Source organism: Metabacillus sp. GQ13, from assembly GCF_059758525.1.
This window is the reverse complement of record NZ_JCAXET010000001.1, coordinates 19,584-33,454: the sequence shown is the minus strand read 5'-3', so window position 1 is coordinate 33,454 and position 13,871 is coordinate 19,584. Positions and strand designations below refer to the sequence as shown.

The following is a 13,871-nucleotide window of genomic DNA, read 5'->3' as shown; positions in this document are numbered from 1 at the left end:
TTATCGGAAAAAGGTGATAAATTCGTTTCAATAAATTCACTTTCCTATGTAATTGTGGCAAAAAGTCGGCTTGTAAAAGTGATTGAAAAATTTCTATTTGCTTTTGTTTCATCTCTGTACCTCGAAGAAAGTGTTCTTTTAACCACCCTTTAATAGCGCCTTTCATTACAGTATCGAAAATTCGTTACTAACTGAGATATTTCGCTTGCTGTGAGTAGTCGGTGCTCAGTCAACAGGCCCACTAAAAGGTGCTGACTTTTAACCTTTTCTATCTGTTTTGGTATTAGAATATCTATATTTGGTTGATGTAATCTTTTTTTATCATGTGGTCAACAAGCCTATTTAATAGTTGAACTTCATTTTTTATGCACTCCTCATAAAATTGTCGAATATCAGAACGTATCGAAGTGCTTAACGAAGTGGAATACACAACTACATTTTGACTTAGGGCACCTTTAAGAAGGATTATATAATTGTTTGAGAAGAGGGCAGGTGCTTTAACATTTACGTCTTCAGAATCAAATTTTCTGCAAATGGGTGATTTACCTCTTCTAAGAAAGTGTTAGACTTTTTAATCTCTATTTATGCGATTTCTTCTGTGTTTTCCAGGATAAGATGTAAATTACATCTTGAGTATTGTTAATAAAATACTATGTAACCCAGTATGTCATTGTATGAATAATAAATGGATTCAACAAACTTGTTATAGTAGCTGGAGTTGATTTTTAAATTTGCATTGAGTATCTCTCTTCATATATAAATTAAACAAATCATATAATACCCAATGAAAACCAAATTATTCCTCGTTTCTAGTAGTGTAAGAGTCATCATACTTAAAAAGAAGGTGTCAACTATGGAATCGAAAGTCAATTCTCATCATAAAAAAAACATTAAACCTCATTTAAATCCATCACGAATTCTTTATTCACGATTTTGGGGATATCTTGCGGCTGTGGTCTTACTTCCGTATGCAATACTTAAGTCTATTTGGTTATGGGGAGGAACGATAGGATTAACGACGGATCAAGCAATAATAAATTTATCAGGTATGGCTAATAACTTAAAAGAACAATCTAGCCCGTTTTATTACTTATATATAATTGGGATTGACTTCACTTCTGTTTTAGCTATAATCGCCTCCATCTTCGCTCTTTCTTTTGTCTCTTCGTGGGGGGAAATAGTCCCGAGTTGGGTACCATTATTAAAAAATAAGAAAGTACCACGTTGGATTCTGATTGTACCTGGTTGGATAGTCGGTTTGTTAACCATCACCGTATTTTTTTTGACAATAATCCAGTTATTAGGATATCTACCTAAGGGGAATTCAGAAGGACTAGCGTTTTGGGTATATGGCATTACTTATGGCGGATTATTTATTTGGGGACTTTCAATCTTTATGGCAACAGTGACATATCAGCATCAACTTAAAATAAAAAATGATCAGTCTTTCATAGATCATAAAGAAAAATAGGTTCATTAAAAAATAGATATGAAACAAAGGAGATTTTGATTGGATACCACATATATTACTTTATAAATGTATATATTGTGAATACAGCTAAAAATAAAATATAATAAAAACACGACAAAAATAAACCCCCATTGGTGGGGGATATAGATATAATCTATTACCAGCTTGCTTTTTTAACTCCTGGAAGTTGCCCTTTATAGGCTAATTCTCTGAAGCATATTCGGCAAAGCTTAAATTTACGAAGGACTGAGTGAGGACGTCCACACTGTTCGCATCGAGTATATTCACGCACATTGAATTTTTGTACATTCTTGTGCTTATTAATTAATGACTTTTTTGCCATGATATATCCTCCTTTTTTACGTGAGGTAGGAGAGATCACTTATTATATCGTTATCAATCTATTTATTCAATAGGTGATTATTGGCATTTATACTCTAAGATAATAAGTTGATTTAACAAAAATGTTGAGGAATTGATTAAAAGCCTCCATGAGGAAAATGAAGTGAGTAGACAAAATTTCAAATCACATCGCTCTATTACATACTAAAATGACTTGGGTATACCCAAAGTCATTTTAGTATGGTTTCTATTATACATTCATAAATTTATATTTGAGAAACTCGCCATTTAAGTAGCCATTTAACCGTACTATTTCCTCCTAATTCCACTCATTTCAAAACCACTTTCAGGTAATGTAGGCATCTTCACTAAACTGTAGGTCAAATCCTGCTTAGGTACTTGATAGTTAATTTTGTTTAAGAGAAAGTCTAGGCTTCCCTTCATAACTTCTACAGTAATAGCTTCACCGGGACAACGATGGCCGTTTGCTGGGTCTCCTCCACCTTGAGGAATAAAATCAAATAAGTTACCATTCCATTCCTTAAAACGTTCTGATCGAAATTCGTTTGGATTCTCCCATAGCCTTGGGTCATGGTTTGTTCCGTAGACATCGAGAAGGACGAGCATGCCTTCTTTAAATTGAAAATGATTCCAAGTGAAATCCTTTCGTACTCTTGCACCCAAGAAGGGAGCAAAAGGGTAGTATCTTCTCACCTCTTGGGAAAACATTTCAAGGTTTACATCGTTTGATTGTAATTCTTCTTTTGACCCAGAATGCTCGTGGAGTGCTAGAGCGGAGAATGTAATAAAGGTAGAGATGGCTACAATTGGTCGTAATACATTGATAAGTTCGATGGCAGCCATTTGAGAATCTAATTGATTACCATCTAGTTCACGATGAAACGCCATTTCAAAAATGGCTGAGTCTTTTTCAGCTGGTAATTTTCCAGTTCTTACGTCCTCAATGATTGACGTTATCCATTCTTCGGCTCGACCTCTTGCTCTTCTGCCTCTCCAGTGGCGAGGTCCAATTGCACCGAAAGCATCAACCATTGCACTAAAGTCTTCAGCACGCTCTTTTACTTCTGTTTCTTTTAAAGGTACACCAGCCCACTGGCAGGCAATTTTGCATAAAATTCCCTTTGCTTCTTCAAATAAAATCACTTTATCATCTTGTTCCCACACTGAAATAGAAGCTTGCCATTGATCCTTTGTAAGTTCTGCTAGCCTCTTTTGATGTGCTGGTGTCATCAATGACATAAACAGCCGCTTTCGGTGAAGATGAGCATCACCGTCCATTGACTGAATTGCATTAACGCCAAATAACGTTTTTTGGATTCGTTTTGGAGAAGCATTTTGACGTTGGAAAAGATCCGTATCATAGAATATCTTTGCAGCATCTTTTCCGCTCATGCAAACTACTTTTTGACCAAGTAGACGTGCTTCAAATAAGTCAGATTGATATTGATCCGTCCTATTTTTTATGAACAAATACCCTTCTTGCATCAGAGATAGACTGTTATCAAGTGTTTTATCCTTAGGAACTTGTTCATTTAACGACATTATCGATCTACTCCTTTAGTTTATTTACAATTCTAATGTTCTTAATAAATTTTAATTCCCCTAATATAAACCGTTTAAACAGAAATCAATAAAATGGAAAAATATTAGAGAGGTTAGTATATTGCATACTGAATATGTAGTTAAAAAAGGATAAGAAAATAATAGAAAGGAAGAATGTTTTGATTTATCATGCCACATTAAAATGAGGCAGGGGAGAGGATCTGTATTCCCACCTCATTTTGGATTAGTGAACTATTTATTTCTAATTGCTACGGTTTTAACACGACCTTAATACAATTATCTGTTTTTGTATCGAATACTTCATAACCTTTTTTTGCCTGATCCAATGGAATAACATGTGTAACGATGTCACCAGGATCTACTTTTCCATCCGAGATTAAATCGTACAAATAGGGCATATAAGGAATAACAGGTGCTTGTCCCATTCTTATATTAATATTACGTTGAAAGAGATCTCCGAGTGGAAAGGCATTATACCTCATTCCATAGACTCCGGTTATTTGGATCATGCCGCCTTTTCGGACAGCTTGGGCTGCAGTAACGATTGCTCCCATAGCTCCACCTTGTAGTTTTAGCCCTGTTGCCAGGAATTCAAGTGGGGTCATTTTTCCGTCCATCCCTACACAATCAATAACGACATCAGCGCCACCCTTAGTGATTTCCTTGAGATAATTTCCTACATTTTTTTCTTTCTCAAAATTAACGATTTCAACATTATTTGTTTTCTGGGCATGGCTTAATCTATAATCGATATAATCTACCGCTATAACCCTTGAAGCGCCTTTTAACCAAGCAAATTTCTGTGCAAGGAGGCCGACTGGACCGCATCCTAAAATGATTACGGTATCGCCATTTTTAACACCTGCGTTATCAACAGACCAGTATGCGGTGGCCATTGCATCAGAAATTAACACTAATTTTTCATCCTCAACCTCACTATTTTCTGGGATTTTAAATGGAGTGAAATTCCCGTAAGGTACACGCATATATTCAGCCTGTCCACCAGGATACCCACCAGTTGTCTCAGAATAACCAAAAAATCCACCCATATCTCCATGAGGATTTGAATTGTCACATTGGCTGGTAAGATCGGTTTTGCAATAAATACATTCACCACAGCTGACATTAAAGGGGATGATAACACGATCACCTTTCTTTAATTTGGTCACCTCTGGTCCGACTTCCTCAACGACACCAATTGGTTCATGCCCAATAACGTAATCTTCAGGTGTATTTGGTATCATTCCATGTATTAAGTGCAAATCCGACCCACATATTGCAGAACTTGTTATTTTCACAATAATATCATCTGCTTTTTTAATTGTTGGAGCTTTAACTTCCTTTACTGCAACGTCTTTGATACCCTGGTATGTAACTGCTTTCATCACTATTTTTCCTCCTACGACCTATTTATCTGGTGTTGCAAATGTACCTAGTCGATCAGTATCAAGAGGAAATAGTTCCATCTCTGCAATACTAATCGCCATATCAGCAGATTTAATATCAAGTTCTATTTGTTTGTCTATGTCATTTGGATAGAGCCAATCTTTCTCTATCATTAGGTCTGAGACTTCCCCGTGCAAATCGATTGCTTGTTCCATTTGCTTGTAAAGTATCTTTCTCAAAGCGGGGCTTGTTGTTTCCGTTAATGTAACAGCATAGTAACGTATCCCAGTTTTTATTGTTAACAGAAAGTCTAGAGCAAATGCTGCATCTGCCATCTTCGGCATTCTTTCTGCATATTTTGGATCTAAGTAATCTTCGTTCATTTTATTTCCACCTCAAATCATAGTGTACGTGCTTGGGTATAAATGATCTTAAGCTCTTTAAGTGCTTGTAACGATTGTTGAATATCTTTATCCATAAGGGCTTTTAGGTCATTATCAAAACAAATACCTATCATCATTTTTGATTTCATTAAGCATGTCGTCTTAAAGTTCAGCATTTCATGGGTATCCATCGTTTCATGGTAAGCTAAGCTGGTTTCATTCATACATCATTCCCCTTTCAGTGTTAGATAGTATTAAATTGCCATCAATCGTTTGGTTTATTCATTTAATCCAAAACAAGTAGGACCTTAAAAACCCACATTAACAAAATGTACCAGTTATTTAAAAGAGGCAAAGGTACAAAATGGTACTAAGATTATCATCATGGAGGGGTAGCTTTGGAAAAGAAAATGGGATTACATGAAACACTTGAAGTTCATGAACTTTTGACCTTTAAAAACTTAGTTTTAACGAAATCAACACTAATGAGTGGATTCGCACAGGATCCAGATTTAAAATTCATTCTTTCCAATCAAGTAGATATAGGAAAGAAAGAAGTCATGAGGCTTAGAGATTTATTAACAATTAAGGAGATGTAACAGAATGAATAACCTTATAAAAAAATTAACAGGAATGAACGGTATGACGGATCAGGTAATCGCAACAGACTTCCTCATATCAGCAAAAGCTGGAGTAAGAAACATCGCCTTTGCGATTACAGAAAGTGGCACACCAGAAGTCAGATTGGCTTTACGAGAACAACTTAAAAATGCGGTTGAAACACATGAAATGATCTCTAATTACATGATTTCTCATGGAATGTATTACCCAAATAACTTGAAAAAGCAATTAGAATTAGATCTTAATATTTCTGAAACTGCACTTGATTTAAGCGAAAATTCCCAATAAAGGAAAAAGGCGACCTTCAATATGAAGAGTCGCTCTTTTTAGCTTCTATTATTTTCCTTCTGTTTTTGTTTCTCTTTAAATTCTCGAACATTATTTTCTTCAGCAAATTCAGTTTGCAAATTAGTTGGAAAGTTGACTTTTTTTCTTACTGTTCCTGTTTTGGTTAATACTTTTTCCTTCATATATACATGGAATAAAGCTTCACTAAGCGCAATGAATACTGAACCAAATATAGCTGCAGTCAACACTCTAAAACCTTGACCAATAAAAATTGCACTAAATCCCCATATAGAAACAGTAGCTAGACCAAAATCAGCGATTGTTGCAATGACGTTTCCGAATTTAGGCAATATATAGAGGTCACCAATAACGTAGGCCGTTCCTGTAACAAGTAAACTAATTATAAAAATTTCAGTCAAACTTGCAGTACTAAAGATTGGGAGTATTGAAAAGAGTACGATCACAATCACAACATATTTAATTAATATTGCCAGACTATGTCTCATAAATAATAATCCTTCCTTCTACAAAAGTAATTAAACATTAATAGTATTTTCTTTTTTTAGAAGAACATACTAAGTAAATAATTTGCTGTGTTATTGAGTAGTAAGTGGAGGTTTTTGTATGATTTACTTACAGATTTTAACTGATATTATTGGAGGATACATTGCGCTTTTTATTATTATAAAGTGCTTAGGCAAGACACAAATAAGTCAGATTACTCCATTCGATTTTATATCTGCACTTGTGCTAGGTGAATTTGTTGGAAGTGCTATATTCGATGACAAAATTGGTCTTTTAGAAATATTCTTTTCGATCTTAATTTGGGGTGGACTCATTTACTTTACTGAATTGGTTACACAAAAATCTCGTAGATTAAGAATGATCTTAGAAGGAGGGCCATCCATTATAATTAATGGGGGTCAGTTAGATTATAAAGAAATGAAAAGAAACCAACTAGATATTGATCAACTGCAACAACTTCTACGCTCTAAGGATATTTTTTCAGTCGGTGATGTAGAATATGCTATTTTAGAAACAAATGGTGGAATAAGTGTGTTACGTAAGTTCGAAGCAGATCATCCTACTTCAAAGGAATTACAAATGAAAGGTGAGCGAAAGAGAAACATACCTCTGACGATTATTAGCGATGGAGAAGTGTTGGTCGAAAACCTGAAAAAGGCTGGTTTAGACGAAGTATGGTTACAAAAGGAGTTACAAATAAGAGGGATAAACAAGCATGAAGAAATATTCTATGCGGAGTGGGAACCAGGCGAGGGCTTACATATTCAACATTATTGATAACATTCTTCTAATCTGCCCCCCTTGAATAGATACATAGGTATAACTTTATTCGAGGGAGTTTATGAATGTTCCCTTTCTAATCCGTTTTGACGGTTTCTTAATTGATGCTTTTTAATCTTAGCTTACTTAGTCATGCTTACATTTATTTATGTCTTTATCTTTCCATCGTTACAGGTATCTGATTAAGTTAAAATCTTTCCCTTCGCTTGCTCATTAAATTAGAAAAACCCCCTCACACCTATATGGAGGGGGATATATTAATCTTTTTTATATATCTTTTGCTCAGGAGTAATTTCTTCAGAGGCTTCCGTTTGATACTTTAAAGTTGTTCTCTTTAGTATTGGTTCATTATCTTCAAATACATTTGATTCCAAATATTTATGAAAAAACCATTCAAAAACAGCTAATCCTCCTGCAGTTAACATAGATGCCAAAAACAAATTATTGTTATTTGCAGTAATGTTTGAGAGAAAAAACCAAGTAAATAACATCGCTAATGCAAAATCAGATGCAGTTGCTACGGTGTTCGTTGTTCTTCGTAAAAGTAATAAATCACCTAGTATATAAGAAACTATTCCTAAAATAAGGGTTAGTGTAAGAACATTAATAAAGGAATAGTTAAAGAATAAACCTAGAATAAAAAAATTAAGAACCAGAGAAGCAACCATCTTGATTGCGATTGACTTGATATGATTCACAAAGATCATCCTTCCTTTTTACGTTTATACTATCTGCTTTAGCTATCATTTATATACAAGATATACATTCGATAAATAATGGATCGTATATTTTTAAGATGTTCGTTTCCTTTCTAAAAATGCACTTAACTATCACCAAAAGTGTCCTTACATAAAATATTATAATGGAGCCAAAATAATGGAGAATCTAAACATAGGTTAAAACGGAGGGATACAAATGACGAACAATAGATCCAATAAAGAATCCTTAGATCTAGCTGGAAGAACGTATGAGGTTAAAGATTATAATTGTCAAGATACATTATCATCTGGACTAGCTACTTCGCATGAACAGGTATCAGATGTGTACATGGAAGGTGAACTAAAGCAAGTAATAGATGATGTAGATGGTAAAGATATCAAGGGAAAAAGAGAAGGTTTAGAAGAGGAATCTCACTAATGATCAGTAGCTGTAGTGATGGAGTTTAAGTTCATTTAGAAGAATAAACGAGGTGAGGAAGAAGAATGGATCGTTTTCAGCAAACCTATGATCAATACAAAAATAAAACAGATCAAACTGACGACTTAGAACAACAAGGCACGAACAATGAAACAAATCAAGATAAAATTGTAGCTGTACGTAAGAACGACGAAGGTGATTTGATTGCCTTTCAAACACAGTCAGGCCGACAATTAGATTATCTAGAAGCTCTATCCGAAGCAAAAAATGGTCATTTAGCACACGTCGATGTGTTCCACAAATATGGCCGCGACATTTTACGTAGTGAACCCGATGGAATCACTGAAAATAATTTAGATTCACTGCCTGAATTTTAAATAAGAGAACCCAATTATGCTGGTTGTTAGGTTTGATTTAAAATCTTCTGACCTATGCATAAAGCTGTTTACATTGAAGAGAAAGCAGGGAACAATATGAAAGGTAAATCAAATTCTAAACAATTCCAAAATGACTTAGACCAATATAAGATGCCAGAAGCCTTAAAGAGATCGAAGCAGCCAACATATAATGTGGGCTATGAAGCAACAACAGGTAATCAAACATCTCCTGATCATAATATTTCTAAAAAAGAATAATCGTACAGTTCATTTAGAATGAAGATAAGACAACTTAGGTAAGACCAAAAAGCAAATATGAGAATAATTAGAATGGATGACACTAAAAAACTCCTCTATCTTTTAAAAGAGGAGTTTTTTCCCTTGGTTCGCTAACATCAATTATTCCAATATTACACCGGTTTTATAATTCTCCATAAAACTATCCATTGTTTCTTCTAATGTATAACTACTTGCAACAGGAACTTGAACTATTACCTCATTTCGTGTGTTAACAGCTCTGATAATCACATCATCAAACCGATTCACATCTAACTGGATCTGTAAATCCTTTGCAATGGTTTCCGCTTGGAAATTATCACTAATTAAATATCTGTAATTTCTCATATAATCACCCTTTTACTAATGTCTTGTCGTTTATTCCTTTAGTATGACCTGACAGGTAAGGGAATATTAAACATTATTTATCGAACTATTTATAGGATGCTCTTCCCTAAAAGCTTGTGAGTATTAGAAACAGTCATTTATAAAAATGTTTTTTAGGTTATTAGTATTGCTGTTTCGGGAATATTGTTTATATAATTCAACTATTATTGAATGAATCTATTTATAAATTGATCAATTTTAACAAAAGTGAGTGATAACTGAGATGAATGATGAAAAAGATAATCCAGAAGAAAGCATAGAATCCACTGTTGATTCTAAGTATATTCAACAGCATCTAGCAAGTGAACGAACTTTCTTAGCTTGGATACGTACAGCGATCGCAATTATCGGAGTAGGCTTCCTTGTAACAAACTTGCATTTTACAATGAAAGCTAGTCTTTCACCAATTGGAGATTACTTAGCAAATATAATTGGCCTATCCTCCGTAGGAATGGGGATTATCACAATCATCATGGCAACTGTTGCCTATTTGAAAAAAACGAAATCGATTAATAATCAGACATTTCGAACACCAAAGTTTACTGTTGTTTCACTAGCAATTTTTGTGGTCATGATATCGATTATATTTGCGATATATTTTTTAATAGTATAAAGAGAGTAATAATCAAAATATTTCAGAAATACTTATCATTTAAATGATTGGTGGCTTTTCTAATAGTATCTCATATTTGTCCATCATCTATGACAGGAAAAACAGTATTCGAAACAAAAACGAGAAGGAACTTATATAGGGGCAAATTTGTATAGAAATAGAGTTTTACTAAATCCACTTTTAAACGAAGCAACTAACTCATTTTAATTGTTTTTTATTTCAATAATTTTCAATGAAACATAATAGATATTTTGTTTCATTATGAAAACTAATGAAAACTTGATGTACCACTGTTTTAAGGGGCATGTACGCTTCTTTAAAATAATGGTATGATACATAATGATTACATCCGTTCATGTAATATTTGTTAATAAGGTCTATTCATATCTACTCAATCACTTTTATTTATAAAGTCGATTGAGACTAGTATAGTTGCTGAGAATGCGTTTTTAAGAGAGTTAGTAAGAGGATTAGTCGTAAACACATTTTCATTTCGTCTGAGAGTATTTCTCAGTTTTGACTGAATGATACCATTTTCAAAGTTTTATATGACATTCTTCCAAAAAGGAGAACAGGTATGGAAAAAAAAGCATATGCAGAACATGTTTTTCTAACCGATGGGGAATTTATTTATCTGTTAGAGAAATACGGTGAATACGAATTAAATCGAAAAATAATCGAGTTAAACAAATCAAAGATACGAGATCCCAAAAGGATAGAGAGGATTCGATCTGACTACCACGCGATCATTAGTAAAGGAATGCAGACGGTGCAACCTATTCGGGATAAGTACTTAATAGAAGCAATGAAGGAAGAGTTGAAAAAAACATCTACTAGAAATTACATACTGTTTGTAATGGGCATAAATACAGGATTAAGAATTAGTGACTTATTACCACTCAAAGTTCAAGATGTTAGAGAGAAAACACATATAAAACTAGTAGAAACAAAAACAAGAAAAACGAAAAGGTTTATGCTTAACGTAGATTTGAGAAAAACGATTGTTGATTATACAAAAGAAAAAAGTGATGATGATTATTTGTTTCCTTCAAACAAGACTGATTTACCAATAAAAAGGGTGCAGGCATATAAGATATTGAATGCAGCAGCAATCAATGTCGGGATTAGTGATTTCGCAACACATAGTATGAGGAAGACGTTTGGTTACTGGCATTACACCCTTAATAAGAACGTGGCATTACTACAAGATATCTTCAACCATTCAGCACCTGACATTACTCTTCGATATATAGGTATAAACCAAGACATTGTTGATAAAAGTTTGGAACATTTTAGCTTGTAATTCATTCTGGATAATTAATTTTCTGGAACTGGAGTATTGTTTGCTTTTCTTATAATAGCGATGAAAGCTCGTGAGGTATAAAAGGTAATAGTCAGTAATAAAAAACTAATAAATGAATTCCAACCCTTTTTGAAGGTAATTAAACTTGTCTTTTTTTCAAAGAAGTGTTCCATAATAGCCATAGGTATACTAAAATAAAAGACTTTCGATACGATGCCAAAGAAGTTAGATTTTCTTGTGACTTGATTATAGTAAACACATGCGACTGGATAAAGTAGATAATCAAAAATAAAGCTAATATCAAAGGATTTAACCAGTTTAACTGGATATTTAATATAGCCTTTACGAACCACTAATTTATCAAAAATAGATGCAAGGTATCCTTTAAAAAGAAAGATGATTACCCAATCCTTAGTAGGTGGTTTCCTAACCAAATTTAGAAAAGAAATGCAACCAAAAATTAGTAAAAACCACAAAGTATTCTTTTCAAACTTATTTCTCATGAAACCACCTCCATTTCTATGAAATATACCCTTATTAATATGGCAATTTTGTACGGAATTATACACAAATAAACTTCTTTACAGTCATGTCAAAAGTCATTCCAACAATGATCATCAATTACATTTCAAAATGAAATGATCGTTGTTTTTAGTGACGCATAAGACCCAATCGCAGCATATTTATAAAACCACCCCATAAATAGACCAGTGATAATACTGTAACGATGACTTATAAAAACAGAGATACTTAAACCTATTATAAGAACAATCGTTGGGACAAACTTTTTACCTATATAAGTTGAGTTAGAATCATGATGATTGGTACTGAATAACAGCATCCCAAAAATTTGTATGTATTGTTGCAAAATCCATTTTTTCAACACCTTTTTATCTTATTATGATCAAATATAGAAAGAAAACTGCAAGATTGGTAAAAATCGTATTAATTGATTTTTTAAAAATACTTTGCATTTTAAATTTGATTATGTTTTAATTTAAAATATAAATCGTAATCATTACGTTTTAATTACACCATTTATAAACTGTGAACAAAAGTACAAATACAGGATACGTCATTTGCCAAAATCGATACATAAAAAGAAAGTGAGGAGTTTTAATGAATAAGCAAATTCCAGTAACAGTATTGAGTGGTTATCTTGGTGCCGGAAAAACGACATTGCTAAACTATATTTTACAAAATCGCCAAGGGCTAAAGGTTGCTGTTATTGTTAATGACATGAGTGAAGTAAATATTGATGCAGAGCTTGTCAAACAAGGGGGCGAATTATCACGAACGGAAGAAAAATTAGTTGAGCTGTCAAATGGGTGTATATGCTGCACACTTAGAGAAGATTTATTAATTGAGGTTGAAAAGCTGGCGAAGGCAGGGAATATTGATTATATCGTGATTGAGTCAACTGGAATAAGTGAGCCTATCCCCGTTGCTCAAACATTCTCTTATATTGATGAAGAGCTAGGTATCGATTTAACGAAATTTTGCAGGCTCGATACGATGGTAACAGTTGTTGATGCAAATCGCTTTTGGAAGGACTTTCAATCAGGTGACAGTTTACTGGAGCGGAAAGAAGCCGTTTCAGAAGCAGATAGTAGGGAAATTGCAGATCTTTTAATTGATCAAATTGAATTTTGTGACATACTTCTTTTAAATAAATGTGATCTTGTTTCAGAAGATGAGTTACTGAAATTAGAAACTGTCATTAAAGCACTTCAGCCACATGCAAAAATTATGCGCACAAGCTTTGGACGAATAAACCCTAATGAAATCTTAAATACCCGTCTTTTTAACTTTGAAGACGCAAGCGCATCTGCAGGGTGGTTAAAGGAATTGAGTGTAAGTCATCATGAGCATATTCCTGAAACAGAAGAGTACGGTATATCATCATTCGTTTACTATAGACGTTATCCTTTTCATACCGAACGCTTTACGAATTGGGTTCATTCTATGCCTGATAATATAGTAAGAGCAAAAGGGATTGCCTGGTGTGCAACCCGAAATGAACTAACACTTATCATGTCACAAGCGGGTCCTTCTGTTTCAATTGAACCTATAGCATATTGGGTTGCTTCTTTACCTAAATTTGAAAAAGAACAAACAATTAAAGAAAACCCACAACTTTTAGAAGACTGGGACTCTGAGTTTGGTGATCGTCATTCAAAAATAGTTTTTATCGGTATTGATCTACCTGTTCAGGAAATTAGAGAAGCGTTAGATAAATGCTTACTAACTAATAAAGAAATGAATCAAGATTGGTCAGCTTTACCTGACCCATTTGATTGGGTATTAGAAGAAGCATAAAAGATAAGGCGTAGAATCTTAAGTAATGTCGAACGTTGGATGATCGTCTTTTAAGCTTGCACGTACATTTAAGGAGGGA

Annotated in this window: 19 protein-coding genes and 2 pseudogenes; 10 read left to right on the top strand and 11 right to left on the bottom strand. The window is 33.8% G+C overall.

Features of this window, described 5'->3' with window-relative positions; translation table 11 throughout:
- Positions 1 to 292: 292 nt before the first annotated feature.
- Positions 293 to 547: pseudogene (locus AC6CHR_RS00190) on the bottom strand (DUF3231 family protein); the annotation flags it as partial.
- A gap of 306 nt (positions 548 to 853) precedes the next feature.
- On the opposite strand from AC6CHR_RS00190, the gene AC6CHR_RS00185 reads away from it, so the two are divergent.
- Positions 854 to 1,471, top strand: coding sequence for a hypothetical protein (locus tag AC6CHR_RS00185; RefSeq protein ID WP_498246429.1), 618 nt, complete (start codon positions 854 to 856; stop codon positions 1,469 to 1,471).
- A 157-nt stretch (positions 1,472 to 1,628) separates the two neighbouring features.
- Here the strand turns inward: AC6CHR_RS00185 and AC6CHR_RS00180 are convergent, their stop codons facing one another.
- The 5 genes from AC6CHR_RS00180 to AC6CHR_RS00160 form a co-directional block, all read right to left on the bottom strand.
- The gene (locus tag AC6CHR_RS00180) at positions 1,629 to 1,814 is read right to left on the bottom strand and encodes a type Z 30S ribosomal protein S14 (protein ID WP_498246428.1); all 186 of its coding nucleotides are present in this window, start codon (positions 1,812 to 1,814) and stop codon (positions 1,629 to 1,631) included.
- Between the two features lie 308 nt (positions 1,815 to 2,122).
- Positions 2,123 to 3,376, bottom strand: coding sequence for a CYP152 family fatty-acid peroxygenase CypC (gene cypC / locus AC6CHR_RS00175; protein WP_498246427.1), 1,254 nt, complete (start codon positions 3,374 to 3,376; stop codon positions 2,123 to 2,125).
- Between the two features lie 269 nt (positions 3,377 to 3,645).
- Positions 3,646 to 4,782 (bottom strand): zinc-dependent alcohol dehydrogenase, encoded by a 1,137-nt coding sequence (locus tag AC6CHR_RS00170; RefSeq protein WP_498246426.1) that lies wholly within the window; start codon positions 4,780 to 4,782, stop codon positions 3,646 to 3,648.
- Positions 4,783 to 4,803: 21 nt separating this feature from the next.
- Positions 4,804 to 5,166 (bottom strand): spore coat protein, encoded by a 363-nt coding sequence (locus AC6CHR_RS00165; protein ID WP_498246425.1) that lies wholly within the window; start codon positions 5,164 to 5,166, stop codon positions 4,804 to 4,806.
- A gap of 17 nt (positions 5,167 to 5,183) precedes the next feature.
- Positions 5,184 to 5,390 carry a spore coat protein gene (locus tag AC6CHR_RS00160; RefSeq protein WP_498246424.1) on the bottom strand — a complete coding sequence of 69 codons (207 nt, stop codon included), beginning with the start codon at positions 5,388 to 5,390 and terminating at the stop codon, positions 5,184 to 5,186.
- Between the two features lie 174 nt (positions 5,391 to 5,564).
- Here AC6CHR_RS00160 and AC6CHR_RS00155 point away from each other — a divergent pair, with 174 nt between their 5' ends.
- Complete coding sequence (locus AC6CHR_RS00155; RefSeq protein WP_498246423.1) at positions 5,565 to 5,765, top strand: hypothetical protein; 201 nt, start codon at positions 5,565 to 5,567, stop codon at positions 5,763 to 5,765.
- 4 nt (positions 5,766 to 5,769) lie between these two features.
- Positions 5,770 to 6,075, top strand: coding sequence for a spore coat protein (locus tag AC6CHR_RS00150; protein WP_498246422.1), 306 nt, complete (start codon positions 5,770 to 5,772; stop codon positions 6,073 to 6,075).
- A 38-nt stretch (positions 6,076 to 6,113) separates the two neighbouring features.
- Here AC6CHR_RS00150 and AC6CHR_RS00145 read toward each other — a convergent pair whose 3' ends face one another.
- Positions 6,114 to 6,581, bottom strand: coding sequence for a YndM family protein (locus tag AC6CHR_RS00145; RefSeq protein WP_498246421.1), 468 nt, complete (start codon positions 6,579 to 6,581; stop codon positions 6,114 to 6,116).
- A gap of 118 nt (positions 6,582 to 6,699) precedes the next feature.
- Here AC6CHR_RS00145 and AC6CHR_RS00140 point away from each other — a divergent pair, with 118 nt between their 5' ends.
- A complete protein-coding gene (locus AC6CHR_RS00140; protein WP_498246420.1) occupies positions 6,700 to 7,377 on the top strand; it encodes a DUF421 domain-containing protein in 678 nt (225 codons plus the stop codon).
- A gap of 260 nt (positions 7,378 to 7,637) precedes the next feature.
- Here AC6CHR_RS00140 and AC6CHR_RS00135 read toward each other — a convergent pair whose 3' ends face one another.
- A complete protein-coding gene (locus AC6CHR_RS00135) occupies positions 7,638 to 8,078 on the bottom strand; it encodes a YndM family protein (protein ID WP_498246419.1) in 441 nt (146 codons plus the stop codon).
- A 217-nt stretch (positions 8,079 to 8,295) separates the two neighbouring features.
- Between AC6CHR_RS00135 and AC6CHR_RS00130 the strand changes: the two genes are divergently transcribed.
- The 3 genes from AC6CHR_RS00130 to AC6CHR_RS00120 all read left to right on the top strand — a co-directional run bounded on the left by AC6CHR_RS00130 (position 8,296) and on the right by AC6CHR_RS00120 (position 9,152).
- On the top strand, positions 8,296 to 8,517 hold the full coding sequence (locus AC6CHR_RS00130; RefSeq protein WP_498246418.1) for a YozQ family protein: 222 nt from the start codon (positions 8,296 to 8,298) through the stop codon (positions 8,515 to 8,517).
- A 65-nt stretch (positions 8,518 to 8,582) separates the two neighbouring features.
- Complete coding sequence (locus AC6CHR_RS00125) at positions 8,583 to 8,894, top strand: DUF3892 domain-containing protein (RefSeq protein WP_498246417.1); 312 nt, start codon at positions 8,583 to 8,585, stop codon at positions 8,892 to 8,894.
- Positions 8,895 to 8,948: 54 nt separating this feature from the next.
- Entirely contained in the window at positions 8,949 to 9,152 is a 204-nt protein-coding gene (locus AC6CHR_RS00120) for a hypothetical protein (protein WP_498246416.1), read from the top strand.
- Between the two features lie 141 nt (positions 9,153 to 9,293).
- Here AC6CHR_RS00120 and AC6CHR_RS00115 read toward each other — a convergent pair whose 3' ends face one another.
- Positions 9,294 to 9,518 carry a hypothetical protein gene (locus AC6CHR_RS00115; protein ID WP_498246415.1) on the bottom strand — a complete coding sequence of 75 codons (225 nt, stop codon included), beginning with the start codon at positions 9,516 to 9,518 and terminating at the stop codon, positions 9,294 to 9,296.
- A gap of 262 nt (positions 9,519 to 9,780) precedes the next feature.
- Here AC6CHR_RS00115 and AC6CHR_RS00110 point away from each other — a divergent pair, with 262 nt between their 5' ends.
- Together AC6CHR_RS00110 and AC6CHR_RS00105 are read left to right on the top strand one after the other, a co-directional pair.
- Positions 9,781 to 10,170 (top strand): YidH family protein, encoded by a 390-nt coding sequence (locus AC6CHR_RS00110; RefSeq protein WP_498246414.1) that lies wholly within the window; start codon positions 9,781 to 9,783, stop codon positions 10,168 to 10,170.
- 760 nt (positions 10,171 to 10,930) lie between these two features.
- On the top strand, positions 10,931 to 11,473 hold the full coding sequence (locus AC6CHR_RS00105; RefSeq protein ID WP_498246839.1) for a site-specific integrase: 543 nt from the start codon (positions 10,931 to 10,933) through the stop codon (positions 11,471 to 11,473).
- A gap of 14 nt (positions 11,474 to 11,487) precedes the next feature.
- On the opposite strand, the gene AC6CHR_RS00100 is transcribed toward AC6CHR_RS00105, so the two are convergent.
- Complete coding sequence (locus AC6CHR_RS00100) at positions 11,488 to 11,976, bottom strand: CBO0543 family protein (RefSeq protein ID WP_498246413.1); 489 nt, start codon at positions 11,974 to 11,976, stop codon at positions 11,488 to 11,490.
- Between the two features lie 125 nt (positions 11,977 to 12,101).
- A pseudogene (locus AC6CHR_RS00095) lies at positions 12,102 to 12,348 on the bottom strand (hypothetical protein).
- Between the two features lie 244 nt (positions 12,349 to 12,592).
- On the opposite strand from AC6CHR_RS00095, the gene AC6CHR_RS00090 reads away from it, so the two are divergent.
- Positions 12,593 to 13,792, top strand: coding sequence for a GTP-binding protein (locus tag AC6CHR_RS00090; RefSeq protein ID WP_498246412.1), 1,200 nt, complete (start codon positions 12,593 to 12,595; stop codon positions 13,790 to 13,792).
- Positions 13,793 to 13,871 lie beyond the last annotated feature (79 nt).